Genomic DNA, 26,994 nt, shown 5'->3' on the forward strand with positions numbered 1-26,994 from the left:
GCAGCTTATACATGAATAAAACTCATATACACCACCTAAAAAGTTGACCTATTTCTCTGGGTTTAAGAAAAGACGCGGCTAAAAATGTCGTCCAGATATTTTAGTTCATTGGATGAATCAAAAATTCGATCTAATTCATTTTGTGGGATATGGTCTGCAATTTCAGGGTCCGTTTTTAGGCTTTCTCTAAAGCTACTTCCTTGCTCCCACGTGCTCATTGCATTTCGCTGCACGGCACGATAGGCCGCTTCCCGGCTGAGTCCGGCTTGAGTGAGTAATAGGAGAACCCGTTGAGAATGAATGAGGCCACCTAAACTATTCAAGTTCCGAACCATATTATCCGGGTAAACCAGTAGTTTTTCTATTACTTTAGTCAGTCGACTAAGGGCAAAATCCAGGGTTATTGTGGCGTCCGGCGCTATCAAGCGTTCTACAGAAGAATGAGATATATCTCGTTCATGCCACAAGGCAATGTTTTCCATTGCTGGTGCTACCGTGGAACGCACTACCCGGGCTAGGCCCGTTAGGTTTTCTGTGAGAATGGGGTTCCGTTTGTGTGGCATGGCAGAGGAGCCCTTCTGACGAGAGTCAAAGAACTCTTCGACTTCCCGAACTTCTGTGCGTTGAAGATGTCGAATTTCAGTCGATAATCGTTCCACCGAACCTGCCACAACTCCTAATGTGGCAAAAAACATAGCGTGACGGTCTCTGGGGATCACCTGAGTAGAAATTATTTCGCGGGTTAGACCTAATTTTTTTGCAACATACTGTTCAATTTCAGGGTCCAGGGTAGAATAGGTTCCCACCGCTCCCGATATTGCGCAAACTGATACCTCTTTTTGTGCCGCTTCAATGCGCTCTTTTGCTCGTGTAAACTCAGAATATGCGTATGCAAGCTTCAGTCCAAAAGTCGTTGTTTCTGCATGTATCCCGTGGCTCCTTCCCACGCAAACGGTATGCTTGAACTCATGCGCCCTATTTTTCAGCACAATACATAAATTTTCCAGATCGGCGCACAAAATAGTACATGCGCGATTGAGTTGTACTGCAAAGGCCGTATCCAGTACATCAGAGGAGGTTAGGCCTTGGTGCATAAATCGCGCTTCGTCCCCTATATTTTCAGCCACGTTAGTTAGAAACGCTATTACATCATGTTTGAGGTCTCTTTCTAGCTCATCAATCCGCGCAATATCAAATTTTCCACGGTCCATGATTGCTTTAGAAACTCCTGCAGGGATTATGCCCAGGGTCTCTTGTGCTTCGCAGGCGTAACGTTCAATATCAAGCCAGATCTCAAAGCGAGTTTTGGCTTCCCATAGTGATGACATTTCGGGACGGCTATAACGAGGGATCATATGCTAATCTCATCTTCAAAGTGGAGAGCTGATTATTATTTGTGGCTTTATTATTAAATTGTACTAAATACAATATCCAACATGGGTCTAAATTAGAGATTATAAACACTTTAACTCCAACAGTCGAATAGCAGGAATATGGAAAATCTGTGGTCCCAAAAAGAAGCTGAAGAGCTAGCTAAATATTACAAGGCACAGGGGGTTGGCCGGGATATCGCCATGCGGGTCTATAGCTCTCGTTTGCTTGGTGGTGTTTCAGATCTTGTTCTTCATGGTGGTGGTAATGTTTCGGTAAAGACCCGGGAGGAAGATTTTTTAGGTCAGACTGTGGAGGTTTTGCGGATCAAGGGTTCAGGGTGGAACATGGACACAATTGAACCAGATGGTTTGCCTGCCGTGAGACTTAAGCCGTTACAAGATAGCGTTGCATTGGACAATTTGAGTGATTTCGAGATGGTGAATCTTCATCGTACCAGTTTGATGGATAGCTCAGCCCCGAATCCCTCAGTTGAAACACTATTGCATGCGTTCTTACCACACAAATTCGTGGACCACACTCACTCTAACGCTATTTTAGCCCTTACCGATCAAGTGAATGGAGCGCAAATATGTCAGGAGATTTTTGGTTCTAGGGTAGCTATAGTTCCTTATATAATGCCTGGATTCCACCTCGCAAGAAGCGCTCTGGATGTATTCAGGGCCAGTCCAGCCTCTGAAGGCTTGATCCTGTTAAAGCATGGTATTTTCACTTTTGGCGAGACGGCTGAAGAATCCTACAATCGTATGATAGAGCTAGTTACCTTGGCCGAATTTAATATCCCGGATTCTGCAGTGCCTAATGTGCAACCGGTTGCTGATTCTGTGCCAAGTCATGACTTGGGCCCAGTTATTAGAGGTAAGTGTGTGGTATCAGGCCAGGGAGATGGGGAGGCATATCCATTTGTTGTTAGTTTTCGCACCAGCGCCGCCATCAGGTCATACAGTATGTCGAGGGAGGCGTCGCGGTTAGTGATGTCCGGGCCAGTGACGCCTGATCATGTTATTCGGACTAAGCCGTGGCCGCTACTGGTGGATCCCCCTAAAATTGACGAGTTATCCAATTGGGCCGATTATTTTGGCAAAAAGCTGCAAGACTACGAGAATCACTACCATGATTATTTTGCACGAAATAACTCCAAAGAACAAACCTCTAAAATTGCTCTAGACCCTCTACCACGAGTTATCTTGGTGAAGGACATTGGCCTGTTTGCCCTAGGGAAGGATTTAAGAACCGCAAAAATTGTGGCTGATATAGCTGAGACTAATGTTCGCGTTGTGAGTGATGCCGAAAGAGTTGGAAAATTTGAGAGTATTTCTGAGAAAGAGATTTTTGACATCGAATATTGGCCATTAGAGCAAGCTAAGTTGGGAGGGGTTCCTAGGTCTAAATTGTCAGGAAAGGTAGTTGTGGTGACAGGGGCTGCGGGGGCCATAGGTAAGGCGATTGCTGAGGCGTTCCATGGTGAAGGTGCTGAGGTGATTTTGCTTGATTTTTCCGAGGAGGGATTAAAATCAACAGCTGAGTTTATGGGAGGGCATCCCATATGTTGTGATGTCACGAATCCCGAAGAGGTAGCTGCGGCTTTTAAGCAAATAAAATCCCTTTGTGGGGGAGTTGATATCCTTGTATCCAATGCGGGGATTGCGTTGGAAGGGCGCATAGGGGACGTGCCAGACGAAGTTTTAAGACGGAGTTTTGAGGTAAATTTCTTTGCTCACCAGAATGTGGCTAGCCGTGCTGTTGAGATAATGCGGACTCAGGGTATGGGGGGTGTACTTTTGTTTAACGTTTCTAAGCAAGCTGTGAATCCTGGGAAAAATTTTGGGCCGTATGGGCTTCCAAAGTCGGCAACCATGTTTCTGTCTCGTCAGTATGCTCTTGACTATGGTGGGGATGGCATTAGGTCTAATGCTGTAAATGCCGATAGAATCCGGTCTGGTATTATGACTGCTGAAATGATCGCGTCACGCGCGCAGTCTCGTGGGCAAGATGTGGAGCAATACATGAGCAGCAACCTTTTGGGACAGGAGGTGGGTGCCGAACATGTGGCTAAGGCATTTGTAGATCTTGCCTTATCACCCAGGACAACGGGTGCTGTGCTAACGGTTGATGGGGGCAATATTGCTGCGGCTCTGCGTTAGCCAATGAATTGTTTGAGTTGTATTAGTAAAATGCATCATTCTTTGTCTATGTTGTCGGGACGCATTTATAGTTTGCACCTGTACTGCGGGATACGTAATTCAAGCTAGGGAGTATTGTTATGTCGAAGAAGGTAGAATTTTTATTTGATGTGGGCAGTCCCACAGCTTATCTGGCCTATACCCAGTTGCCCCTTATTGCAGAGAAGACAAATGCCGAAATTGAATGGACGCCGATGCTGTTAGGGGGGCTTTTCAAAGCTGTCGGGAACCAGAGCCCGGCTTTCCTCAAACCAAAATCGGAGTGGATGTCGAGAGATATAGCGCGGTTTGCTGAGAGATATGGTGTTCCTTATCAGAAAAATAAGCACTTTCCCGTTAATACACTTCATTTAATGCGTGGTGCTATCGCCGCTCAGGAGGAGCAAAATTTGCCTGAATACCTTGATTGTGTTTTCCGTGCCATGTGGGTGGACTCAAAAAAAATGGATGACCCTGAGGTGGTTAGCCAAACTTTTGAGGCCGCTGGGTTGGATCCAAAGCATATTTTTTCTAGAGCACAAGAGCAGCCAGTCAAGGACGGTTTGATCCGTAACACCGAAAGTGCAGCAGAAAGAGGAGCTTTCGGAGCTCCTACTTTCTTTGTTGAAGGTGAGATGTTTTTTGGCCAAGATCGATTAGATTTTGTGGAGCAAGCTTTGCGAACCTGAGCCATTAAAAATTTTCCGAATTCTGGTGTGTCATGGGCGAGAGTGTCATGCGTCCATAGAGGATCTTAGTACGGTGGGCAATGGTATCCTTTAGGTGATAAGGTAAAAATTTTATGGCCATTTTTGGTGACGCCAAGGGAATGCTCAAATTGGGCCGATAAAGACCGATCGCGAGTCACTGCCGTCCATCCGTCTTCTAAGATTTTTACGTCGAGCTTTCCCTGATTAATCATTGGTTCGATTGTAAAAAACATTCCCTCTGCAAGCTCCATGCCGTCTCCCTCTTTCCCATAGTGCAGAACACTGGGTGCGTCATGGAATACCTGTCCTATTCCATGTCCACAGAAGTCTCGCACGACCGAATATCGATGTTTTTCGGCAAAAACCTGAATTGCGTGTCCAATATCCCCCAGGGTAGCTCCTGGTCTAACTACTTCTATGCCCCTCATCATGGCTTCATACGTAATTTCCACGAGCCGACGTGCCTTAAGCGGAACCTTGCCCACGAGAAACATTCGGCTGGAGTCGCCATGCCATCCTTTTAAGATGACGGTAATATCAATATTGATGATATCTCCATCTCTTAATTTCTTGTTCCCAGGGATGCCATGGCATACAACATGATTGAGTGAGGTACATATTGATTTGGGGAATCCCCTATAGTTGAGTGGGGCTGGTACCGCATCTCTGTCAACTATGAATTCGTGGCATAAAGAATCCAGTGCATCTGTGGTGATGCCTGGTTGCACATGCGGTGTGATAAAATCTAAAACTTCGGCCGCCAGAGCCCCAGCTTTTTCCATTGAAATAAAATCGCTTTCAGAGTGGAGTTTTACCTCACGGCCATCCGAGAAAATCTTGTTTTTTTCTTTAATCATAGTTTTTATATAGTACGTTTAATGTGACAGTGATTAGTTAGCTTGTTTCTCCAAATCCCTTAAACCAGGTATTAGTGTATCAGAATCCAAGGTAATTTATTGGGCATAAAAGTCTAACGTATCAGTCTTATTCTCCTGTCAAGGCAGATTGCTTTAGTAGTTAAACGACATGAATAACACAAGTGTTCCACACCACTGCTTGTTGCTTTAATAAAAGCATTGTGGTACTCGGGATCAATATCTTTAGCAATCTTAAAGGTTGCACAATCCTCTCTTTGCACGAGATACACCATCACGGCCCGGTGGCCAAGTTTCACCATATTAGATAACTCTCTTAAATGCTTTGCTCCACGGGTTGTTACTGAGTCAGGAAACTCGGCACTTTTTCCTCGTTTAAGGTGAACATTTTTAATTTCTACAAAGCATTTTTCTCCGCTGGATTTCTCGAGAAGAATATCTATGCGAGAGGATTCTCCATATTTTACTTCTCTTCGAAGGCTGTGGTAACCAGACAACGCCTGTATTTTATTATTATTAATAGATTCAGCCACTATGCTGTTTGGATGATTTGTATTTATTCCGACTAGTGAATCTCCGATTCTAATCAACTCCCAAGACCATCGCAATTTCCGAGAAGGATTTTGGGCAGGAGATACCCAGACTTCGGACCCTGGTTCTTTCAGTCCTGTCATTGCTCCGGGGTTAGCAACGTGCGCTGTGACGATTTCCCCTGAAGGAAACTCAATATCGGCCAAAAAGCGTTTGTAGCGTTTCAATAAGGTCGCCTGGACTAACGGTTCCACAAATTCCATTACCGCACATTAGAACACTTGGGCCAATAGGTCTATCAGTGACTTGGTCTTTCGCGCTTGGGTGGGGGAGCTGTTTAGGTTATAACCCTTTTGGGTCTGGGAGGATCAATTAAGATGATTGCTAGTAAGAATCCAACTGCATGTGTACTGATTATTGGGAATGAAATTCTTTCGGGGCGGACAAAGGATGTGAATCTTAATTTCATTGCCACCCGGTTGACCGAATTGGGAATACGATTAATGGAGGCTAGAGTTATCCCGGATGCATCAGATGTGATTGTAGACACAGTGAATAATTGCCGGGGCCGATATGATTATGTGTTCACTACTGGCGGTATAGGGCCAACCCATGACGATATCACTGCGGATTGCATTGCCAAGGCTTTTGGAGTGGGGCTGGTGAAACATCCTGAGGCAAGACGATTAATAGCAGAAATGTGCGAAAAAAATGGTGTCGAGCTGAATGAGGCACGTTTGAGAATGGCAAATGTCCCTGAGGGTGGGATATTAGTCAAAAATCCGGTTTCGGGGGCCCCAGGCTTTAAGATGGAGAATGTGTTTGTGCTGGCAGGTGTCCCAAGGATCATGCGAGATATGTTTGCTGGATGCGAGATTCATCTAGAGGGTGGGAAAAAAATTAAGAGCCGAACAGTAGTGGCTTATCTTGCTGAAGGTGTTATTGCTGAGCCCTTACGAGATCTTCAAGCTCGTTATGAAGACGTTGAAATGGGTAGTTACCCTTTTTACACTGATGGAAAATTTGGAACGAATTTGGTTCTACGCAGTGATAATGATCTTAGCTTATCGGATGCTGCAAAAAAGGCGGCAGAACTGGTTCGTAGTCTGGGTGCTGATCCAGAGTTCGAGTGAAGTGATTATGTCGGTAGTTGTGATTAGTATTGATGAAGTTATCATTCGGGTGCAAACGTTGGATACGCGGACAGCGATGAGTATTATGGCTGCTTGTCCTATAGAATCCACTGCGATTAAATGGGGCGAGGAAATTTATTTCTCTACACTGGTTTTGGTCCCTCGCGAGGAAGATTCAAAGTCAATTGTTGAGAGAGGGGAGGTTGCTTATTGGCCTGAAGGAAAAGCAATTGCGATTGGTTTTGGCCCTACTCCAATAAGCAGAGAAGGTGAGATTCGTTTGGCAAGTCCCTGTAACATATGGGGCCATGCGCTTGACGATGTCGGGGCATTGGGCGCTGGAGAAAATGGTGACAGAGTGGTAGTCCAATTAATGACGTTGGAACATGGCATGTAGCGCTGATTAGTTCGCAACTTTATCTACTTTATTTTTTTTGTAACTCGCGTAGGGCTCGCAATGCTTTTTGCCGAATAATTTGGGCATAGGCATCTTCGGTTCCTAATCTTGATATAGCTTTTTCCAGATGGTTGCTGGCAAGGCCAATGTTATCATCGCTTAATCTCAATAGGCCCATCGCATATTCAAAGTGAGCCAGCCCGGAATTTGGCTGTAATTCTAAAGCGCGTTGGTAGGCAGCTAAGGCATTTTCTTCGGTAGCCCCGTACAGCATCTTTGCCATAAACCCGGCAGCAGCTACGATCTCGGCATTCCATGAGCCAATACTTAAATGGGCCTTAAAATTCTGTGGATCAAGTTGAACAGCCCTGTCCATGGCTGTTTTCGTCTTTTCAGCAAAACCACCCGTTAACGCTTCAGCAACGCCGATAGTTTGGGCGTAACGCCCAAGTGTATGGGAAACTTCCAATGATGCAGCGCTGCTGTTGGGATCAAGTTCAACTGCCTTCTTCGCATAAGCTATGGCCCGCTCAAAATGTTTTTGTTTGTCGCTATCATTTGCGATTTCGTAGCCATGGATAGCTAAAGCGCGGGCTGCCAGCGTGAAGCCTTCAGATCCCCCTACATCAGCGGCAATTGCAGATGCTTCGANNAATTTTCCGTNTNNCATTAATTTGGTGGCGGTATGAATATCATCCGAATAGGCGATAGGAGCTACCAAAATGGAGACCAAGAACCAAAACAAGGTGGTTTTAATCCAGAAATTTTTCGCCATCTATATTTCCTAATAATAAACGCAAATCGTTTTGGTGAGTGGAGTGGAAAGGTGGTGGTCGGCGCGGCGAGACTCGAACTCGCAACCGCAAAGCGGGACAGATTTTAAGTCTGTTGTGTATACCAATTCCACCACGCGCCGATTGGTCTAATTTATAATTTCAGAATTAAATACGGGGGTATCATGTCGTAAGACCTCAAAATGTTAACTTATTTAATGTATCAGCCTCTACCTAAATACGGCATTTTCGTNGCCATAATAGTNAGAAACTGCGCATTTGCATCTGGAGGTCGGCTGGCCATATACAGTATCGCTTGAGAAACATTATCTACGTCCATTGTAGGTTCTATCATAGTTTCTCCATTCGCTTGAGGAACTCCATTTTTCATGCGAGCGGTCATATCAGTAGCTGCGTTTCCAATATCTATTTGGCCACAAGCAATATTATATTGCCTTCCATCTAGAGATGTAGATTTGGTCAATCCCGTTACAGCGTGTTTTGTTGAGGTATAAGGCGAAGAGAACGGACGAGGCGCATGTGCTGAAACGGATCCATTATTTATGATTCGGCCACCTTGTGGGTTTTGCCCTTTCATTAGCNTAAATGCTTCTTGGGTGCACAAAAAGGAGCCTGTTAGATTTACTGCCACAACATTAGACCATTGCTCATAGGTCAAATCCTCAAGTGGTACAGGTGGGGCGCCCATGCCGGCATTGTTAAACAAGAGGTCAAGGCGTCCAAACTCTGCTTTAGTTTTTGAGAATAGGGCCACTACCTCGTCGGGTTTAGTTACATCGGTTGCTATAGGTAGAGCCGATGCAATATTTTCACCTGCCATATTTGCCGTTTCTTCAAGTTGTTCGGATCTACGGCCTGCTAAGGCTACGGAATAACCTTCTCCCAATAATGCCAATGCTGCGTATCGTCCTACACCAGATCCCGCTCCTGTTACTATTGCAACCTTGTTAGACGTAGTCATGACCTTCCCCCATCGTAGTAGAGCTTTTGCTTAGGCCCTAAATATCCAGATGTCCACTGAATTAACACTAGGCTGTTGGATAAGATATTGCAGGGTTGATGTGGAAGCAATCAGGAGTTTAGGGTTGGGGAAAACCTTGCTCTTAGCGCTTGAGAGGGAAATGCAAAGTATTCAACATATCTTGGCTTAAAATATAACGGTGACCATTGGCTGGGGTGATAGACAAGGTACAGAGCTAATGTAATATTAGGTGCTGGCTCTTGGCAGGTTTTCCAAGGGGAACCGGGGGGAGAAATGAAGAGACGCGCTTTTATTAAAACTGGAGCTAGGATTGGCGCGGGTATAGCGGCTGCTGGGTTGGCAGCCCCAGCCATTTCCCAGAATCGTGTTCGCTGGAAAATGGTAACGGCCTGGCCCAAAAATTTTCCTGCCCTTGGCACGGGGACCCAGAGAATTGCTGATTCTATAAAACAGATGTCGGATGGTCGGATGGAGGTAAAGGTTTATGGTGCGGGGGAGTTGGTTCCCGCCTTTGAGGTCTTTGACGCGGTACGGGAAGGAGTTGCCGAGGTTGGTCATGACGCTCCCTATTATTGGTTAGCAAAACATTCGGCCATGAACTTCTTTTGCTCTATCCCAGGAGGTTTAACTGCCCAAGAACATGTTGCATGGATCCAGTTTGGTGGTGGTCAGCAGCTATGGGATGAGCTTTATGCCGGATTTGGACTCAAACCACTGTTAGCGGGCAGTGGTGGGTCGAATGTAGGAGGTTGGTTTACGAAGGAAATATTGAGTCTAGCGGACTTTAAGGGTTTACGGATTCGTATGCCTGGTTTGGGTGGCGAGGTCATGGCCCGCCTTGGTGCGGTGCCGGTAAATCTTCCTGGGGCCGAAATTTTGCCTGCTTTACAGACTGGTGCAATTGACGCTGCTGACTGGATTGCTCCCTACAATGACCTCGCTTTTGGGTTCCACAAAGTTGCCGATTTTTATTATGCACCTGGAGTTTTAGAGCCCGGCCCCGCCCTTGCTTTGACCATTAACAAGGAGGCCTTTGAGGCTTTGCCAAATGACCTGCAGCAGATNGTAAAAAGTGCCGCAGGTGACGAAACATTCCGTTCGTGGAGTGAGATGACTGTCGGCAATGCTAAAGCACTGCGGGCGCTTGTAAATAAGCATAAGGTAAATCTTCGAAAGTTCCCGGCAGAGGTGTATGATGCAATGCTAAAAGCAGGTGCGGAAGTAGCACGTGAGACCGCTTACAAAGATCCTTTGACTTTTAAGGTTTATGAAAATTGGTTGGAATACAAAGAGTTGTCGATGGAACTGGCTCCGATTACGGAATTAGGTTTCATGTCGCTGCGTGACTCCCAAAGATAAGTGGTTTTTCTGTGGATTGTGAAAATAAGGTCGAGTAGATGGCAAGAGATTTCAATTACGAGGGATTAACTGAGACCATCCCTGTCCGTGATGCTCATCAGATAGATGTTGGGCTTCTTTCGGAGTACCTTCGGGGTAAATTGGATGGGCTTTCTGATGCCCTTGAGGTAGTGCAAATGCGTGCGGGCCAGTCAAACCCTACCTATTTATTGGCGTCGGGTAAGATGGAGTGGGTGCTGCGCAAAAAACCGCCAGGGGAACTTTTNCCTTCTGCTCATGCGGTAGAGAGAGAGTATCGTGTGCAAGAAGCACTTTACTCTACGGATGTTCCTGTGGCGCGCATGCTTCACTTGTGTGAAAACTCAGAAATTATTGGGACCCCTTTTTATATCATGGAGCGCATGAAGGGCCGGGTTTTTCACGTAAACTCAGTCCCAGATGTTAGCAGGGAAGAGCGTAGTCTCATAATAAGTGCGATGAACGATGTCCTGGCTCGTATACACAGTGTTGATTGGCAAGAGTGTGGTCTAGAAAGTTTTGGGAAACCAGGAAATTATTATACGCGGCAGGTGGGTCGCTGGAGCAAGCAATGGGAGTTGTCCAAACAGGCCGAGATACCTGAAATGGAAAAAGTAATCGATTGGTTAAAGGCCAATATTCCAGCAGATGATGAGACTACAGTGGTACATGGAGATTATCGGCTTGGAAATATGATGTTTCATTCAACAAAGCCAGAAGTAATTGCTGTGTTTGATTGGGAATTGTCGACTTTGGGTCATCCGCTTGGGGATCTAGCTTATAATCTCCTGCCCTATTTTAATGCAGCAGATGAGTTCAATGGCGTTAAGGGATTAGATCATGAGAAGTTAGGTATTCCGCACCTGCAGGACTATGTGGAAGAGTATTGCGTTAGAACTAATCGGGCAAAATTTGATTTAACGTTTTACATGGTTTTTTCCCTATTTCGAAGTGCTGCAATTGCTGAAGGGATAGCGGCTCGTGCGGCAAGTGGAATTGCAAGTAGTGAGAATGCAATGGAGGTTGGGGCTATGACCCGCTCCTATGCGGTAAAAGCATGGGATCTGGTGGAAGCGGAAGGACTTAGTTAAGGCAGATGGAGTTTATCTAACCGGAAGATTTTTATCAGTTTTGTATAAACGGTGTTTGGTTTTCTGGACCCGTATACGGAAGGCTGGGCTTTTTTTAGTCATTCCCCAGTGAATTGCGGTCGCCGTTTATTTAAAAATGCGTCCACGCCTTCCACAAAATCTTTTGTTCGTGAACTTTCCATTATGCCTTGTGCCTCAGCCTCAAGTTGGTCACTAATGCCCCTTTCTAGTGACTTATTTAGCAAAGATTTGGCTTTACCATAAGCCGCCGTTGGCCCGTTCCCGAGGCGTTCGGCCAGGGTCATGGTTTCACTCTCTAGGTTCTCAGGAGCTGTAACAAAGTTGATAAGGCCGAGTTCTTTAGCTTTCTCAGTACCAAATCGATCGCTGAGTAGAACAAGTTCCATTGCCTGATGATAACCAATTAGCCTTGGAAGGGAATGTGTTGAGGATCCATCTGGACTCACTCCCAGCATTGAATATGCTAGCGTAAAAGTCGAGTTCTCGGCGGCTATAATCATATCGCAGGCCATGGCGATGGAAAAACCAGCGCCGGCAGCAGCACCATGTACACTCGCTAGGACAGGCTTTGGCATTCTTCTAATCGCTATTATGGCATCATGAAGATCGTGAGTAAGATCCAACATATACCGGTCCACACCATTTCCTATTCGCTCACTGAAGGCCCGTATATCTCCTCCAGCCATGAAGGCAGGCCCTGCTCCCTTTAGAACTACGCAGCGAACTTCTTTATTCATTTCGGCCGACAATATTTCCTCTCTTAATTCTGAGGCAAGAACATGGTCTATTGCATTGAGGGACTCGGGACGATTCAGAGTTATTTGAGACACGGAACCGCTAATTTCTTGTATAACCGTTTTGGACATATTTTTCTCTTCTTCAGACGTTAATGATTCATCAACTCAAATCTAGCGGGGGGCTAGGCGTACCGCACCGTNGAGTCGAATAGTTTCTCCGTTTATCATGTTGTTATCGAATACCGAAATAAGTAATTCAGCATATTCGGTTGCTTTACCTAGACGCTGAGGGAAGGGGGTTCCTTTGGCCAGAGATTCTTGAACATCAGCTGGCAGGCCATCCATCATAGGTGTGTCAAAAAGTCCAGGTGCTATAGTGACCACTCTAATCCCATATTGAGCAAGGTCTCGGGCAGCGGGGAGTGTAAGGCCAATTATGCCTCCTTTGGATGATGAGTAGGCCACCTGTCCAACTTGTCCTTCGTAGCCAGCTACAGAAGCGGTATTTACTATTAGGCCCCTACAACCATCGTCATCGGTATCGTTATTTTGCATTGAGGCTGCTACAGCTTTTAGGACATTGAAGGAGCCAATTAAGTTAACNGAGATTACCTTTGCATAGTCTTTTAAGGCGAGAACACCCTTTTTTCCTATGATTCTCCCAGGGCTTCCTATGCCAGCACAATTGGCCAGAAGAGAAATTTCCCCGAATTCTTCCTTTGCGGCCTCAATAGTTCTGTTGATACCCTCCTCATCTGTTACGTCCATGGCCCAGTAACGGGAGTTTTCCGCGCCNAGTTTTTCGACTGTTGCAGCNGCTCGTTGCTCGTCTAAGTCTATGATGGTTACCTTTCCGCCTCTATCAATAACCTTGCTTGCGGTAGCAGCGCCTAAACCAGAGGCGCCACCGGTAATGATTGCATGACTATTTTTCAGTTCCACAAAAAGCCTCCTCTTAAATCATGGTGAGACGATTTTCTTTCCTCAGCGTATCCATTCTGGTTAGGAATCGCCCCTAGAATTTATGATTGGAATTGCTCACTTAAGATACGCTCTTCAAGGTCGTGTTCAGAGTCGAAAAGCAATTGTATGGTCCGCACCTTCTCTTGTCTGATTGAGACCTGTTTCACACGACGTGCCTCAGTATAATCCGCTGTCGCGCTAACGGGACGTTTCTCCGGCTCTAAAATGCGCAGACGTACGGTGCTGGTCTCGGGAAGAAGTGCCCCGCGCCAGCGTCTTGGCCGAAATGCGCAAATAGGAGTGAGTGAGAGTAGACGCGAGCTAAGAGGAAGAATAGGTCCATGCGCTGAGAAGTTGTAGGCAGTACTCCCAGCGGGTGTTGCGGTCATTACCCCATCGCAAATTAATTCCTCTAATCGGGTTCGGCCGTCGACAGAAATCTCGACCTTGGCTGCGTATCTACTTTCCCTGATCAGTGAGACCTCGTTGATGGCGAGACCTTCAATGACTTTGCCATCCTCGCACTCTGCAGTCATTTTCAATGGATATAGATTGGCTGGTTGTGCTTCGCTGACCCGTTTAGGTAGATCTGCGGTTTTGTAAGCATTCATTAGAAAACCAACCGTTCCCTGGTTCATTCCATAGATAGGAATGTCATGATCTATGTATTGGTGGAGTGTTTCTATCATGAAGCCATCACCACCCAAGGCCACAATGACGGTGGCCTCGTCGGGGGCGGCATTTCCATGCAGTTTCTTGAGGGTCTTTAGAGACTTTTGNGCATTCGGGGTATCCGATGCGACAAATCGTATTTTGTGTTGATCCATGGTTGAAGATGCCTTCTTAGGGTCATCACGAGTGTGCAGAAAGTTATCATAGTTGTGACCGCACAGTATCTGATATAGAGGTGGCTTGATAGGGGAATATAGTTAGCTATCCACCTGTCACACTCATATGACGCTCAACTGCAGGTGACGATGTTCTCCGGTCTATAATAAAATCATGACCTTTTGGTTTGCGGGATATAGCTTCATTTATAGCCTCGATTAGTGCNGTCTCATCTGTACTTTTTCGCAGAGGGCTCCGCAAGTCAGCTGAGTCATCTTGGCCTAGGCACATATAGAGCGTTCCGGTGCATGTCAGCCGCACGCGATTGCATGACTCGCAAAAGTTATGGGTCAGTGGTGTTATAAAGCCAAGCCGCTGTCCCGTTTCCTCAATACGCATGTATCTTGCCGGGCCACCTGTTTGATAGTCAATATCGGTGAGGGTCCAGTTTTTCCGTAGACGGCTTCGTACGATAGAGAGAGGCAAATATTGGTCATTCCGATCGCCAGATATTTCCCCCATTGGCATGGTTTCTATTAGGGTGAGATCAAAGCCATTGTCGCCACACCACTTAATCATATTATCAAATTCTGTTTCGTTCGATCCCTTGAGAGCGACGGCATTAATTTTAACCTTTAGTCCTGCCTTTTTCGCCGCTTCAACTCCATTAAACACCTGTTGAAGATTTCCCCATCGGGTGATTTTTGCGAATTGCTCTGGATCTAGGGTATCGCAAGATACGTTAATGCGACGGACCCCACAATCAAACAGTTCTTCAGAGTACTTCGGGAGCTGGCTACCATTGGTAGTTAGAGTCAACTCGTCCAACTGCCCAGTTTGCAGGTGGCGACTCAAATTTCGAATTAAAGACATTATGTTTTTTCTTACTAGAGGCTCTCCCCCGGTCAAACGTAGCTTTTTTACGCCAAGCTCGACAAAAGCAGAACATAATCTGTCTATTTCTTCCAANGAGAGTACATCGGCCTTCGGTAGAAAGGTCATGTTTTCAGCCATGCAGTATACACAGCGAAAATCGCAACGATCTGTTACCGATACTCGGAGATAGTTTATAGGTCTGCCGTGAGGATCAATCATTTTTGCCNCAACCCTTGAGAAAAAATGGTTATATACACTCANATATATCGAAAATTTGACAGGATGGCAATAATTTGCTGCGTCCTATGTNNGTCTCGCTTGACGGGCTAGTATATGGGACTAAATTCTGTTTCCTAACAAATTATCTCTATTAAACCTGATGGAAACAAAGAGAACTTAGAATCTAATGGACAATTTTATTGATCTTCCTTCGGGCGATGACTTAGTTAACCCTGCTATTCCGCTCAGGGAAAATTTTTCAGAAATTAGGGAAGCTGTCCGGGCCCTCTGTGCAAAATTCCCTGGATCTTACTGGCGAAAAAAGGACCAGGAGCGAAGTTATCCGGAAGAATTTGTGTCGGCCCTGACGGCTGCGGGTTATCTTGGGGCGTTGATCCCTGAGCAGTATGGAGGAAGTGGCCTTCCGATAAGTGCTGCCTCTGCAATTTTGGAGGAAGTTCATCGTGCTGGCTGTAATGGGGCCGCTTGCCATGCTCAAATGTATATGATGGGTACGGTGCTGCGTCATGGCTCCGCACAACAGAAGCAACAATTTCTGCCAGAGATAGCGTCGGGTGATCTCCGCCTTCAAGCTTTTGGNGTAACCGAACCTAATACGGGCTCAGATACCACGCGACTACGTACGTTGGCGATCCGGGACGGAAATGAATATGTGGTAAACGGGCAAAAGATTTGGACAAGCAGAGCTGAGTATTCAGATTTATTACTTCTTTTAGCACGCACAACTCCGTTGGAGGAGACACAGTCGCGTCGGGAAGGACTCTCCGTGTTTTTAGTGGACATGCGGTCCGTTGAGGGGCTTGAGATACGCCCTATCAGAACTATGATTAACCACGCTACCACGGAATTATTTTTTACCGATATGAGAATACCTGCTGATAGCCTTATCGGTGAGGAAGGGCAGGGGTTTAGTTACATCTTGGATGGGATGAATGCTGAGCGGATTTTAATCGGGAGCGAGTCCATAGGGGACGCAAGATTTTTTATTGAACGTGCGACACAATACGCTAAGGACCGAGATATTTTTGGCGGTCCTATTGGTAAAAATCAAGGAATCCAATTTCCAATAGCAAGGGCTTATGCGAACATGGCAGCTGCACGGTTAATGGTATTTAAGGCGTCAGCATTGTTTGAGGCAGGGGAAGCAGCGGGTCCTTCAGCAAACATGGCCAAGCTGTTGGCGGGGGATGCTGCCTGGGAGGCAGCAGACATGTGCATGCAGACATTTGGTGGCTTTGGATTTGCCGAAGAATATGACATTGAACGCAAGTTTCGCGAAAGTCGTCTCTATCAAATCGCTCCAATTTCCACCAATATGATCTTAGGTTATATCGGGCAGCATGTTTTGGGCCTGCCACGGTCGTATTAAAGAACTTGGTGTAAAAAGTGCCCACACTGGAAAACTTATTGGTGGTTTCTTTGGAGCAAGCGGTTGCCGCACCTCTATGTTCGTCAAGGTTAGCCGATGCCGGGGCCCGGGTAATAAAGATCGAAAGAGAAGGCGGAGATTTTGCAAGGAATTATGATAGTGTGGTTGAGGGGGAAAGCGCATATTTTGTTTGGCTGAACCGCGGGAAAGAGTCTTTGGTATTGAACATAAAAGATCGAGAAGATGCTGGTCTTCTCAACAAACTCCTGGCTAAGGCCGACATTTTTATTCAGAACCTTCTCCCTGGGGCAGCAGCTCGTGCTGGGTTTGCTTCATCCTCATTGAGAGAGAGGTATTCNAGGCTTATCACGTGTGACATCTCAGGTTACGGGGACACGGGCTCCTACGCCGATATGAAGGCCTATGACTTATTGGTCCAGGCGGAAACCGGATTGTGTTCCATCACTGGAACNGAGGAGGCACCGGGTCGTGTGGGCGTCTCCGTCTGTGATATTGCGGCCGGCCTTAATGCTTACAGCGGAATTTTAGAGGCCTTGTATTCGAGGGAGAAAACGGGACGGGGTGTTGGTGTAAAGGTCTCTCTGTTTGCAGGCATGGCGGACTGGATGAATGTTCCCTATCTTTATCAGACATATACCGGGTCGCCCCTAGGTAGGCATGGATTGCATCATCCCTCGATAGCGCCTTATGGAGCCTATCCCGCTGCTGATGGCAAGCTAGTGTTGCTGTCAATCCAGAATGAGAGGGAGTGGAGCCGCCTATGTCGAGAAGTTTTTGAGCGACCAGAGTTGGAGAAAGACAGTCGGTTTGACTCACCTTTTAAGCGGGGACTTAATAGAACCGATCTTGATGAGGTGGTAAAGGATAGTTTTGCCCGCTGGCCAAGGCGGGAGTTGATGGAGCAGTTGCGCAAAGCTGGTATAGCTTGTGGAGCCCTTAATGAGACAGAGGATTTAGTGCAGCACCCGCAGCTTAGGACAATAAAGTATGGCACTTCAGCGGGAGAGGTTAGTTTGATTGCTCCGCCAGTTGAGTTTAGTGATGGAGAAAGGCGTTACAGGGGTGTTCCCGGAATAGGCCAGCATAATTCGGCCATTCGTGCAGAGTTGGAGGAGGAGCTCATCGATGAATGACGTAAATTTACAGGATTGGGTGGGTAGAACCGAGCAAAATACGGAGCTTGTTTCACTGCGCCAATCTGTAGGTATGTCAGCCATGTTAGATTATGAGTTAACCCCACAAGCTGGTGATCCCCTGCCCCCCGGTTGGCATTGGATGTTTTTTCCAGAGATGGCCAGGCATTCAGTCTTGTCACCTGATGGGCATGCTCCACGGGGAGATTTTTTGCCTCCGGTGGAATTGCCGCGGAGAATGTGGGGTGGGAATCGATTGAGATTTTTTGGGCCAATTCCGATAGGACAAGAGCTGCGGCGCGAGTCCGAAATTTTGTCTATCAGAAGTAAGGAGGGAAGGTCAGGAAAACTAGCATTGGTAACCATTAGGCATAGTTATTTTGAGCATGAGGCCCTTGCGATGGAAGAAGAGCATGACATTGTGTACAGGCCTGCTGCTAATGGGGAGAACCAAAGTCCGCCAGGTCAGGTTCCAACCAGCCCGGCGGATTGGAGTAAAGAAGTCGTTCCAGATGCTGTATTATTATTTCGGTATTCAGCACTGACTTTTAATGGTCACCGCATCCATTATGACATGCCGTATGTGCGCGACGTGGAGGGTTATCCAGGACTCGTTGTGCATGGACCGCTGACGGCGACCCTGCTCATGGAGTCAGCTAGGGAAAGGTACCCTGAAGAGCTTTTTGAGACTGCAGTAGTAAGGGCTCATCGACCTTTGTTTGCAGGTAATAAGCTTGTAGTTCAGGGCTCGCAAATTGAGTCTGGTGTCCAAATGTGGGCGTTGGATCCGGAAGGTTTCGTGGCAATGACGGTAGATATAGTATTTAAGTAGTGGTTTTAAGGAGGTAGCAGATGGAACAACGTATTCTTGGCAAAAGTGGAGTTAGTGTGTCTCGTCTGTGTCTTGGCGCCATGATGTTTGGCGATCAAACCTCAGAGAAAAACTCTGCAAATATTGTTTCAGCNGCCAAAGAAGCAGGGATTAATTTTATAGATACGGCCGATGTTTACACTAAGGGAAAATCTGAGATCATTACCGGAAAAATCATTCGAAGGGAGCGCGATCACTGGGTTTTGGCGACGAAGGTAGGAAGTGAGTTCGGCCAACCAGGGCAAAATCAAGGTGGGCTCAGTAGAAGATGGATTTTGTATGAATTAGATCAATCCCTGAAGCGGCTGGATACTGACTACATCGATGTTTATTACTTTCACCGCGAAGATCACGCTGCCGACCTTGAAGAATCTTTAAGAGCAATTGGAGATGCTATAACTGCGGGAAAAATCCGCTATTTTGGTTTAAGTAATTTTCGGGCGTGGCGCCATTCTGAAGTAATTCGGTTGTGCGACGAACTAGGTGTCCCAAAGCCAATAGTCAGTCAACCTTATTATAATGCCCTGAACCGGATGCCTGAGGTCGAAGTTTTGCCTGTATGTCGGCACCATGGGATAGGTGTTGTGCCGTATAGTCCGATAGCCCGAGGGGTTTTAAGTGGTAAATATTTGCCTGGGAACAAGCCCAAAGCGGGAAGCAGGGCGGCACGTAAAGATAGACGGATGATGCAGACCGAGTATAGGCCGGAGTCTCTGGACATAGCGCAAAAAATACTAGAATACTCAAGCGNCCGCGGTATAGAGCCCGTGCACTTTGCTGTTAATTGGGTGTTGGCTAATAGCGCAATCACTTCAGTGATTGTGGGCCCTCGCACTTTGTCTCAGATGAAATCATATCTTGGGATATCCAAACATACCTGGACCCAAGAGGATGAGGATTTCGTTGATAGCCTCGTACCTCAGGGACATCCCTCAACCCCTGGGTTTTCTGACCCAGCTTATCCCATCGAGGGCCGAACCTTGGAGTTATAAATCAGCCAGGTCAGCTAGTTCGTAGTTCGGGGAGCATTTTTCCTAACTAAATTTCCTCAGGATTAAGGGAAAGGGTTGTAGTCCCTGCTGAGATAATGGGGGCCAGTAGCGCAGCTGCTGGACCAAGGTGTTGTTCAGCAAAAAACTGAGCGGTCATTTTTTTCTTGTTGCCGAAATTCTTATTTTCGAAATTCGAATTAGCCTGAAGAGCACTTTTCCCTAAAAGCCAACCTGCGGCAACAAAACCAAACATTTTACAATACAGCGTTGCCCCAGAGGCGGCTACTTCTGGTTTGCTGGAGACAGTTGTGCGGATCCATTGAGTTGCTTCTTGGAGCGCATCAAGAGCAGTATTGATTTGATTTGCAGTTGCGGTGAGGCTTATGTCATCGCTTTTCAGCATCTTCTGGATTGTTTCTTGCATTTGGTCGAAAAGCCGATTGGTGGCGGCGATTTCTCTTGGAAGTTTGCGGCGCACTAGGTCTAGTGCTTGTATACCATTGGTTCCTTCGTAAATCATGGTGATACGAGCATCCCGAAGATATTGGGCTGCCCCTGTTTCTTCAATGTAACCCATTCCACCATGTACTTGGATCCCAGTTGAGGCAATCTCAAAACCTTGATCTGTGCTCCAGGCTTTCGCCACAGGGGTCATTAATTCGAGATAGCCTCGATAATTCTCTCTGGTCTCTGGGTCCGGATGCTTTTCGGCTAAATCAATAGCCTCAGCCACGGAGTAGCATAACGCTCTTATTGCCTCCGTCTGACACCTCATATCCATGAGCATCCGTCTCACATCCGGGTGTTGAACGATGGCAATCTTTTCTCGGGATTTTCCCGATATATCATTTCCCTGGACTCGTTCCTTGGCCCAAAGCCGAGCTGCTTGATATGATCGTTCAGCGATTGCTAATCCCTGTACCGCNACATTTAATCGGGCGTTATTCATCATCGTGAACATACAGGCCATTCCCTGATTTTCTTCACCTAGCAAAAAACCAGTGGCCCCTTCATTGTCACCATAGGACATTACTGCCGTTGGGCTGGCCATGTGTCCAAGCTTATGTTCCAGAGATACTACCCTGAGGTCGTTTCTTGTGCCAAGTTTCCCCGTTTGATCTACATTAAATTTGGGCACAATAAAAAGAGATATTCCTTTGGTGCCTTCGGGTGCTCCTGGGGTTCGGGCGAGAACGAGGTGAATAACATTCTCGGTCATGTCCTGGTCACCATGGGTAATAAATATTTTGGTCCCAGAAATACGCCAAGCTCCGTCTTCTGGTATCGCTTTTGTTTTCAGAGCTCCCACGTCAGAGCCGGCGTTAGGCTCTGTAAGGTTCATCGTGCCTGACCACTCACCAGAAATTAGTTTAGGAAGATATGTGGCTTTTTGCTCAGGTGTGCCGTGAACTTGAATTGCCTCTATCGCCCCCTGTGTGAGCATCCAGGCGTTGGCCAGGGCCATGTTTGCGGCTTGCCACATTTCACTTACTGCTATGCCGACGGTCCAAGGAAGGTTTTGGCCTCCATATTTGGATTCACCGGTAATCGATGCCCAGCCTGATTCTACATACTGTTTGTGGCACTCGACAAAGCCGTCCGGCATTCGTACTACCCCATTTTCCAGGCGTGCTCCTTGCTTATCGCCGGCCTGGTTTAGCGGTGCGACAGCATCCTCGGCAAATTTTGCGGCACCTTTGAGCACATGGGAAACCAAATCGGGCGTTGCTTCGCTAAATGCTTCCATCGCGCAGACACGTTCNAAATCAAGCATATCATTTAGGACGAAGCTCATATCTTCGACAGGGGCTCGGTATTTATCGGGCATAAATCACTCCGGCAAGAAAAATTCGTAGGCTTAAATCGATCATAAAGGAGCGAATGTTTCATTTATTATCGTGATACGCAAGGGGCAACCATTTTGGCTTTTTTCTTAAATAGGTACTTCTGAAGTGGCTTTACGAGCACGCTCGCTGCAAGCGATCATTTATGGCTAGTCCTAAGCCTTCGCTTGGAATTGGCATTACTGCTATGCCAGACGAGTGGGTGTCGTCGAGGCGATGCAGCATACAGAATAGATTTCCTGCTGCTTCAATTAGGTTTCCACTTGGGCTTAGATTTTCTTGATATTTGCTGCCTACTAGTGGTTTCGGACCAAACGCCAGTAGAGCTTCTCCGGCAACACAATGTGTTGCATTCATCCGTATTGGTGTCTTGGGAGAGTAGTGGCTTTTCAACATACCCGGAGCTACTATCTTATCTTTGTCGGATGGGTCCAATGCCCCGGTAGCAGGTTTTATTGTTTCCACCGTCACGCCACCTGGCCGGAGCAAAACAGGGATCTTTGATGTTAGGTCGATAATAGTTGACTCAACTCCGATGGGGCAGGGGCCGCCATCCAGCACTAAAGAAACGGTGGAGCCCAAAAATTGTGCTGCGTGTTCTGCAGTAGTTGGGCTTAGGAGGCCAGATGGGTTTGCACTGGGTGCGGCAATGGGCCGCTCAAGTTGGTCGAGTAAGGCAAGCGCTGCAGGATGAGTTGGGTTCCTAAGGGCTATAGTATCTAGGCCAGCGGTAGCGAGTGCGGAAACTTCTGAGTGTCTACTTTTTGGTAATACCAAGGATAGAGCTCCAGGCCAAAATTTGGCTGCTATTTTTTTTGCCAAAGTGTTGAAGATGGCGTGTTGCTCGGCAGCCGTCTGATTTTTCACATGGATAATTAACGGGTTAAATGTTGGACGTCCCTTAGCCTCAAAAATTTTTGCAACGGCCGTGTCGTTGCATGCGTCGGCACCCAATCCGTAGACGGTCTCCGTNGGGAACGCAACGAGTTCGCCGCGGCGAATAAGATCAGCGGCTTCAGTTAGACTTTTGGCTGTTATTTTTTTTATTGGNGGAATGTTTAGTGCTCGAATTTTTGGGTTATTGGTTAAGGNTCGGCTCTAAACGATCCAGGGCCAAACTTAAAATTTCGGGCGACTTTGCATAGCAGATGCGGAAGTATTCTTCTCCACCTTCACCAAAGGCAATACCTGGAGCTAACCCAACGTTGGTTTCCTCGAGTAGTTTTTTGGCAAAGATGCGGCTGTCTGCAACACCCTCAATCCGGAAAAACGCGTAGAAGGCTGCATCTGGTCTAGGCATGGTGACGCGTGACATGCTGCCCAAGCGCTGCTGGATGGTGTCCCTTGCTAGCTTATACTTTTGTACCATGTCTTTCATAAACTTCTCACCCTCTTCAACGGCGGTTATGCCGGCATGCTGCGATGCCGTAGGAGGAGATGCCACATTATACTCCGTAAGTTTTTCCAGGATTGGAATTAGGGTCGGTGGTCCGGTTATCCAACCGAGGCGCCATCCTGTCATCGCCCAGGATTTCGAAAAACTATTCACAATCATGACTAGATCATCTGGTTCGGCAACTTCTAGGAAGGACGGCGCGTAATGTTTATCATAGATAACTCTGGCATAAACCTCGTCGGATATAATCCAGATATGTTTCCTGCGACAAAATTCAAGCAGTGCTTCCATTTCAGCGTGGCTCATTACCCAGCCAGTGGGGTTATTAGGGCTATTAACGTAAATCGCCTGAGTTCTATGATCACAGATCTCAAGCAATTTATCCAATTCTAAGTTCCAACCGTCCTCACGTGGAGAGAGAGGGTTCATTCGGACTTCACCACCCATTATTTCTATGCACCGAAAGAAATTTGGCCATACAGGAGTTACGGCAACTATATTNTCGCCCGGATTAATTATGGTTTCTGACAGCATCATCATGCCGTTCATTGCAGCAGATGTGACGATTATCCGTTTCTCACTTATGATGCGGCCATATAGTGAACTCATATAGGAGCTAAGGCTGGTTATAAGTTCCGGGATTCCCCGATTGGGAGTGTAAAATGTATGCCCTTCACGAAGGGCCTTGTCTGATGCCTTGATTATGAAATCAGGAGTCGGAAGGTCAGGCTCCCCAAACCATAATGGGATCACATCTGNCTGTTGCATCCCTAGATGGGCGATTTCTCGTATCGGAGAAACCTCTAAGTCCCTTATTGTAGGTCGGATCAAGAGCTCTGGTGCACCATTTTTGGTTGTTGTCACGCTACATTACCGCTCCGATTTGCCATGGCACAAACTCATCACTTCCAAAACCAAGCGCTTCACTTTTAGATTGCCGGCCCGAAGCGATATCCAAAATCACATTAAAGATTTGTTCACCCATTTCGGCGACAGTTGCTTCGCCGTCAACTACCGGGCCACAATTAATATCCATATCCTCAGACATGTGCTCAAACATGGCACCATTTGAGGCTAGTTTGATGCTCGGGACTGGCTTGCAGCCAAAGACAGATCCGCGACCTGTGGTAAAGCAAACGATGTTAGCTCCGCCGGCAACCATGCCTGTGATAGAGGCTACATCGTATCCTGGGGTGTTCATAAAGGTGAAACCCTGCGCCGTTACTTGTTCTGCATATTGGTATACATCCACAAGATTGGTCGTGCCTCCCTTAGCCGCAGCGCCCAGGGATTTCTCTAGTATTGTAGTTAACCCCCCCGCCTTATTTCCAGGGGAAGGATTGTTATTCATTTCAGCACCATTCTTTGCTGTGTATTCTTCCCACCATTTTATAAAATCAACAAGTTTCTCCCCAACAGCGCGATTTTCCGCTCGGCGGGTTAATAAATGCTCAGCTCCGTATATTTCTGGAGTTTCAGCTAGGATCGCCGTGCCTCCGTTCCGAACGAGTAAATCTGCAGCGGCACCTAGAGAGGGGTTTGCAGAAATTCCGGAATAAGCGTCCGATCCACCGCATTCAAGGCCAAGTTTTAGATAGCTTGCTGGGAGGGTCTGGCGTGTGGCCTTATCTGCTATGGGTAACATTTCTTTCAGTCGCGCCACTCCTTCTCTTACCGTTGCCATCGTTCCACCCACGTCTTGAATGGTCATGGCTTGGAAGGCATCATCCTGTTGCCAATCGTGCCTTTCCATCATTCCGGCGACTTGGTTTACCTCGCAGCCTAATCCCACCATTAGCATGCCCGCAAAGTTGGGGTGGCCCTTATAGCCATTGATTGTAGCTTGGAGAAAATCCCACCCTAGTCCCGACGCAGCCTGTCCACAGCCGGTGCCATGAGTGTATGCAACAACACCGTCAACATTAGGGTAATTCTGAAGCTCTTCCTCCGTGAAGGCATCCGCGATCATTCGTGCTGCAGTGGCAGAACAGTTAACGGAAGTCATCACTCCCAAATAGTTTCGGGTTGCGACGCTTCCATCAGGTCGTTTTATGCCTTGAAAGGTAGCACGTTCCGGTTCTGGTACGTAATCAGTTGGTTTAGCATCCACTCCAAATTTATAGTCCCGGTCAAAAGACTGCATTTCAACATTTTGAGTGTGGACATGGTCTCCCGCCTTAATATCGGAGGTCGCGAACCCTATAATTTGGTCGTATTTGCGAATGGGTTGCCCAGTTGCAATATCTGAGGTCGCTACTTTATGTCCAACAGGAATTTCATTGGACGTTATTAGGTCTTCTTCCGAAATCTTTGTTTTTTTTGGGATAGTTACTTTTGCGGTAACTACGTTGTCAGATCCGTGTAGACGAATAGTTTCTATCATACTTGAAGACATTGGCGTCTCNCCCCCCTCCCCTTTATCTCGTGCAGGCGTGACACATTAGTGGGAAACTATGGATAGCGCAATCCACAGCTGATGCGCCAGCGGCAACGTTTTTTAGCAGATTGATTTTGTTGTGGTAGTNCTGCGTGTGTTTGAGAGAGGAGGCAATCATTTCGGGGAGCTATATTCATAATTCTGCTATGATTAAGTATAGGCTTTGGGGTATATAACGAGTGTCAACCAAAATATGGGATTTAGTAGCTTATGAGATTAAAGAATAAGTCTGCTTTTGTGACCGCCGCTGGTCAGGGTATGGGGCGGGCTGCCGTAGAAGCATTTCTGCGGGAGGGAGCCCGCGTTTATGCAACGGATCTGGATCCAGATAAATTGGCTGGACTTGGGGATGCGGAATGTTTTGGCTTGGATGTTTTGGATGCCGACCAAATAGCCGCAGCCTATGAGCGAACAGGCAATGTTGATATATTGTTTAACTGTGCTGGGCACGTGCCTGTCGGAAATGTTTTGGAATGTTCGCTGGAGGACTGGGACTTTGCCTTTAACCTTAATGTAAGGTCCATGTTTAGGACAATTCAAACGTATCTGCCTGGTATGGTGGCTGTCGGAGGGGGGAAAATTATAAATATGGCCTCGGTTGCTTCTTCGGTCAAAGGTGTGCCGGATCGGGCTGCATATTCGGCATCTAAAGCCGCTGTTATAGGTCTTACCAAATCCGTGGCCGCTGATTACGTTTCAAAGGGCATTACTTGCAACGCCCTTTGCCCGGGGACGGTGGATACGCCGTCATTGCAAGATCGGATTAATGCCTTCGAAGACCCTAAGGAGGCACGAAAAATGTTTGTGGAACGTCAACCCATGGGTCGTTTGGCCACAGCTGAAGAGTTGGTTGAGATGGTNGTTTATCTTGCGTCGGANTCAGCTNACTTTGTGACNGGGCAAACAATGGTTGTAGATGGTGGAATGTGTTTNTAGNAATATTTGTAGAGAGGATTGATANATGAAGTTGGTGCGGTATGGACGTATNGGCCGGGANAANCCAGGCCTNATAGATGANGANGGTAAGCTCAGGGATTTGAGNGGNANGCTATCGGATATCACTCCNGATANACTTTCTCCGAAAGGNATAGCNAAATTGGATAGGNTAAATGCCAAACGNCTTCCNTTGGTTAAGGGNAGGCCNCGCTTTGGCGTTCCNTGGAATGGACCNGGTAAGATCGTNTGTATTGGGTTGAATTATGTGGACCANGCNAAAGAGACNGGAAGCCCTATNCCNAANGAACCNATTATTTTCCTGAAGGCTAATAGTGCNTTNAACGGACCNAACGATAATGTTGCGATCCCAAGGGGCTCTAAGAAAACTGANTGGGAAGTTGANTTNGGNGTGGTNATNGGAACTANAGCCCANCACGTTTCCAAAAANGATGCCCTTAAANATGTTGCTGGNTATACCATTTGTAATGANGTATCGGAGCGAGAGTATCAGATCGAGCGCGGAGGAACCTGGGATAAGGGAAAGGGCTGTGATACTTTTGGTCCAATAGGACCTTGGCTGGTTACCAAGGATGAGATTCCTAACCCACAAAGACGAAACTTGTGGCTCGATGTAAACGGGCAGAGAATGCAAGATGGTAGCACTAAAACGATGATTTTCGATGTCGCTACACTGATTAGCTATACTAGTAAGTTCATGTCACTGAATCCAGGTGATGTTATTTCAACTGGAACCCCACCCGGCGTTGGGAGTGGCATGAAGCCCCCCAAGTTTTTGAAAGTCGGCGATGTGGTCACCCTAGGTGTAGAGGGACTAGGGCAGCAAACGCAAAAGATGGTGGCTTGGAACAAAATTTAAGCTTTATCC

25 protein-coding genes and 1 tRNA gene are annotated in these 26,994 nt (G+C 46.9%); 12 read left to right on the forward strand and 14 right to left on the reverse strand.

What is annotated here, in order from left to right; translation table 11 throughout:
- Positions 1-62: 62 nt before the first annotated feature.
- A complete protein-coding gene (locus CMM32_01045; protein MBT05496.1) occupies positions 63-1,355 on the reverse strand; it encodes an adenylosuccinate lyase in 1,293 nt (430 codons plus the stop codon).
- 138 nt (positions 1,356-1,493) lie between these two features.
- Here CMM32_01045 and CMM32_01050 point away from each other — a divergent pair, with 138 nt between their 5' ends.
- Positions 1,494-3,536, forward strand: coding sequence for a bifunctional aldolase/short-chain dehydrogenase (locus CMM32_01050; protein MBT05497.1), 2,043 nt, complete (start codon positions 1,494-1,496; stop codon positions 3,534-3,536).
- A gap of 119 nt (positions 3,537-3,655) precedes the next feature.
- Positions 3,656-4,243, forward strand: a complete 588-nt coding sequence (locus CMM32_01055; GenBank protein MBT05498.1) for a disulfide bond formation protein DsbA — start codon at positions 3,656-3,658, stop codon at positions 4,241-4,243.
- Between the two features lie 65 nt (positions 4,244-4,308).
- Here the strand turns inward: CMM32_01055 and map are convergent, their stop codons facing one another.
- A complete protein-coding gene (gene map, locus CMM32_01060; protein MBT05499.1) occupies positions 4,309-5,121 on the reverse strand; it encodes a type I methionyl aminopeptidase in 813 nt (270 codons plus the stop codon).
- A gap of 113 nt (positions 5,122-5,234) precedes the next feature.
- Positions 5,235-5,933, reverse strand: a complete 699-nt coding sequence (locus CMM32_01065) for a DNA/RNA nuclease SfsA (protein ID MBT05500.1) — start codon at positions 5,931-5,933, stop codon at positions 5,235-5,237.
- 114 nt (positions 5,934-6,047) lie between these two features.
- On the opposite strand from CMM32_01065, the gene CMM32_01070 reads away from it, so the two are divergent.
- Together CMM32_01070 and CMM32_01075 are read left to right on the forward strand one after the other, a co-directional pair.
- Positions 6,048-6,803, forward strand: coding sequence for a competence/damage-inducible protein A (locus tag CMM32_01070; GenBank protein ID MBT05501.1), 756 nt, complete (start codon positions 6,048-6,050; stop codon positions 6,801-6,803).
- 7 nt (positions 6,804-6,810) lie between these two features.
- On the forward strand, positions 6,811-7,200 hold the full coding sequence (locus tag CMM32_01075; protein MBT05502.1) for a hypothetical protein: 390 nt from the start codon (positions 6,811-6,813) through the stop codon (positions 7,198-7,200).
- 28 nt (positions 7,201-7,228) lie between these two features.
- Here the strand turns inward: CMM32_01075 and CMM32_01080 are convergent, their stop codons facing one another.
- The 3 genes from CMM32_01080 to CMM32_01090 all read right to left on the reverse strand — a co-directional run bounded on the left by CMM32_01080 (position 7,229) and on the right by CMM32_01090 (position 8,955).
- The gene (locus tag CMM32_01080; protein MBT05503.1) at positions 7,229-7,975 is read right to left on the reverse strand and encodes a hypothetical protein; all 747 of its coding nucleotides are present in this window, start codon (positions 7,973-7,975) and stop codon (positions 7,229-7,231) included.
- A gap of 55 nt (positions 7,976-8,030) precedes the next feature.
- Positions 8,031-8,116 (reverse strand) — tRNA-Leu (locus CMM32_01085).
- An 80-nt stretch (positions 8,117-8,196) separates the two neighbouring features.
- A complete protein-coding gene (locus tag CMM32_01090) occupies positions 8,197-8,955 on the reverse strand; it encodes a 3-oxoacyl-ACP reductase (protein MBT05504.1) in 759 nt (252 codons plus the stop codon).
- A 294-nt stretch (positions 8,956-9,249) separates the two neighbouring features.
- Between CMM32_01090 and CMM32_01095 the strand changes: the two genes are divergently transcribed.
- Both CMM32_01095 and CMM32_01100 read left to right on the forward strand, forming a co-directional pair.
- A complete protein-coding gene (locus CMM32_01095; GenBank protein MBT05505.1) occupies positions 9,250-10,335 on the forward strand; it encodes an ABC transporter substrate-binding protein in 1,086 nt (361 codons plus the stop codon).
- A 38-nt stretch (positions 10,336-10,373) separates the two neighbouring features.
- Complete coding sequence (locus CMM32_01100; GenBank protein MBT05506.1) at positions 10,374-11,444, forward strand: phosphotransferase family protein; 1,071 nt, start codon at positions 10,374-10,376, stop codon at positions 11,442-11,444.
- Between the two features lie 98 nt (positions 11,445-11,542).
- Here CMM32_01100 and CMM32_01105 read toward each other — a convergent pair whose 3' ends face one another.
- The 4 genes from CMM32_01105 to CMM32_01120 form a co-directional block, all read right to left on the reverse strand.
- On the reverse strand, positions 11,543-12,331 hold the full coding sequence (locus tag CMM32_01105; protein ID MBT05507.1) for an enoyl-CoA hydratase: 789 nt from the start codon (positions 12,329-12,331) through the stop codon (positions 11,543-11,545).
- 42 nt (positions 12,332-12,373) lie between these two features.
- Positions 12,374-13,144, reverse strand: coding sequence for a 3-hydroxyacyl-CoA dehydrogenase (locus tag CMM32_01110; protein MBT05508.1), 771 nt, complete (start codon positions 13,142-13,144; stop codon positions 12,374-12,376).
- A gap of 80 nt (positions 13,145-13,224) precedes the next feature.
- The gene (locus CMM32_01115) at positions 13,225-13,992 is read right to left on the reverse strand and encodes an NAD kinase (GenBank protein MBT05509.1); all 768 of its coding nucleotides are present in this window, start codon (positions 13,990-13,992) and stop codon (positions 13,225-13,227) included.
- 106 nt (positions 13,993-14,098) lie between these two features.
- Positions 14,099-15,088, reverse strand: coding sequence for a GTP 3',8-cyclase MoaA (locus CMM32_01120; protein MBT05510.1), 990 nt, complete (start codon positions 15,086-15,088; stop codon positions 14,099-14,101).
- Between the two features lie 187 nt (positions 15,089-15,275).
- On the opposite strand from CMM32_01120, the gene CMM32_01125 reads away from it, so the two are divergent.
- From CMM32_01125 to CMM32_01140, 4 genes are all read left to right on the forward strand, one after another.
- Positions 15,276-16,478 (forward strand): acyl-CoA dehydrogenase, encoded by a 1,203-nt coding sequence (locus tag CMM32_01125; protein MBT05511.1) that lies wholly within the window; start codon positions 15,276-15,278, stop codon positions 16,476-16,478.
- Positions 16,479-16,495: 17 nt separating this feature from the next.
- The gene (locus CMM32_01130; GenBank protein ID MBT05512.1) at positions 16,496-17,632 is read left to right on the forward strand and encodes a carnitine dehydratase; all 1,137 of its coding nucleotides are present in this window, start codon (positions 16,496-16,498) and stop codon (positions 17,630-17,632) included.
- The gene (locus tag CMM32_01135) at positions 17,625-18,464 is read left to right on the forward strand and encodes an acyl-CoA dehydrogenase (GenBank protein ID MBT05513.1); all 840 of its coding nucleotides are present in this window, start codon (positions 17,625-17,627) and stop codon (positions 18,462-18,464) included. The genes CMM32_01130 and CMM32_01135 overlap by 8 nt, the downstream gene beginning before the upstream one ends.
- 20 nt (positions 18,465-18,484) lie before the next feature.
- A complete protein-coding gene (locus tag CMM32_01140; GenBank protein ID MBT05514.1) occupies positions 18,485-19,495 on the forward strand; it encodes an NADP-dependent oxidoreductase in 1,011 nt (336 codons plus the stop codon).
- 46 nt (positions 19,496-19,541) lie between these two features.
- Here the strand turns inward: CMM32_01140 and CMM32_01145 are convergent, their stop codons facing one another.
- The 4 genes from CMM32_01145 to CMM32_01160 all read right to left on the reverse strand — a co-directional run bounded on the left by CMM32_01145 (position 19,542) and on the right by CMM32_01160 (position 25,118).
- The gene (locus tag CMM32_01145; protein MBT05515.1) at positions 19,542-21,323 is read right to left on the reverse strand and encodes an acyl-CoA dehydrogenase; all 1,782 of its coding nucleotides are present in this window, start codon (positions 21,321-21,323) and stop codon (positions 19,542-19,544) included.
- Positions 21,324-21,453: 130 nt separating this feature from the next.
- Positions 21,454-22,395 carry a threonylcarbamoyl-AMP synthase gene (locus CMM32_01150; protein ID MBT05516.1) on the reverse strand — a complete coding sequence of 314 codons (942 nt, stop codon included), beginning with the start codon at positions 22,393-22,395 and terminating at the stop codon, positions 21,454-21,456.
- Between the two features lie 22 nt (positions 22,396-22,417).
- Positions 22,418-23,566 (reverse strand): aspartate aminotransferase, encoded by a 1,149-nt coding sequence (locus CMM32_01155; GenBank protein ID MBT05517.1) that lies wholly within the window; start codon positions 23,564-23,566, stop codon positions 22,418-22,420.
- A 34-nt stretch (positions 23,567-23,600) separates the two neighbouring features.
- Positions 23,601-25,118 (reverse strand): galactonate dehydratase, encoded by a 1,518-nt coding sequence (locus CMM32_01160; GenBank protein MBT05518.1) that lies wholly within the window; start codon positions 25,116-25,118, stop codon positions 23,601-23,603.
- A 264-nt stretch (positions 25,119-25,382) separates the two neighbouring features.
- On the opposite strand from CMM32_01160, the gene CMM32_01165 reads away from it, so the two are divergent.
- Both CMM32_01165 and CMM32_01170 read left to right on the forward strand, forming a co-directional pair.
- Entirely contained in the window at positions 25,383-26,108 is a 726-nt protein-coding gene (locus CMM32_01165) for an NAD(P)-dependent oxidoreductase (GenBank protein MBT05519.1), read from the forward strand.
- Between the two features lie 25 nt (positions 26,109-26,133).
- Entirely contained in the window at positions 26,134-26,985 is an 852-nt protein-coding gene (locus CMM32_01170; GenBank protein ID MBT05520.1) for a 2-hydroxyhepta-2,4-diene-1,7-dioate isomerase, read from the forward strand.
- Positions 26,986-26,994: the final 9 nt, after the last annotated feature.

This window comes from Rhodospirillaceae bacterium, from assembly GCA_002728255.1.
In the GTDB taxonomy this organism is placed as follows: domain Bacteria; phylum Pseudomonadota; class Alphaproteobacteria; order UBA7887; family UBA7887.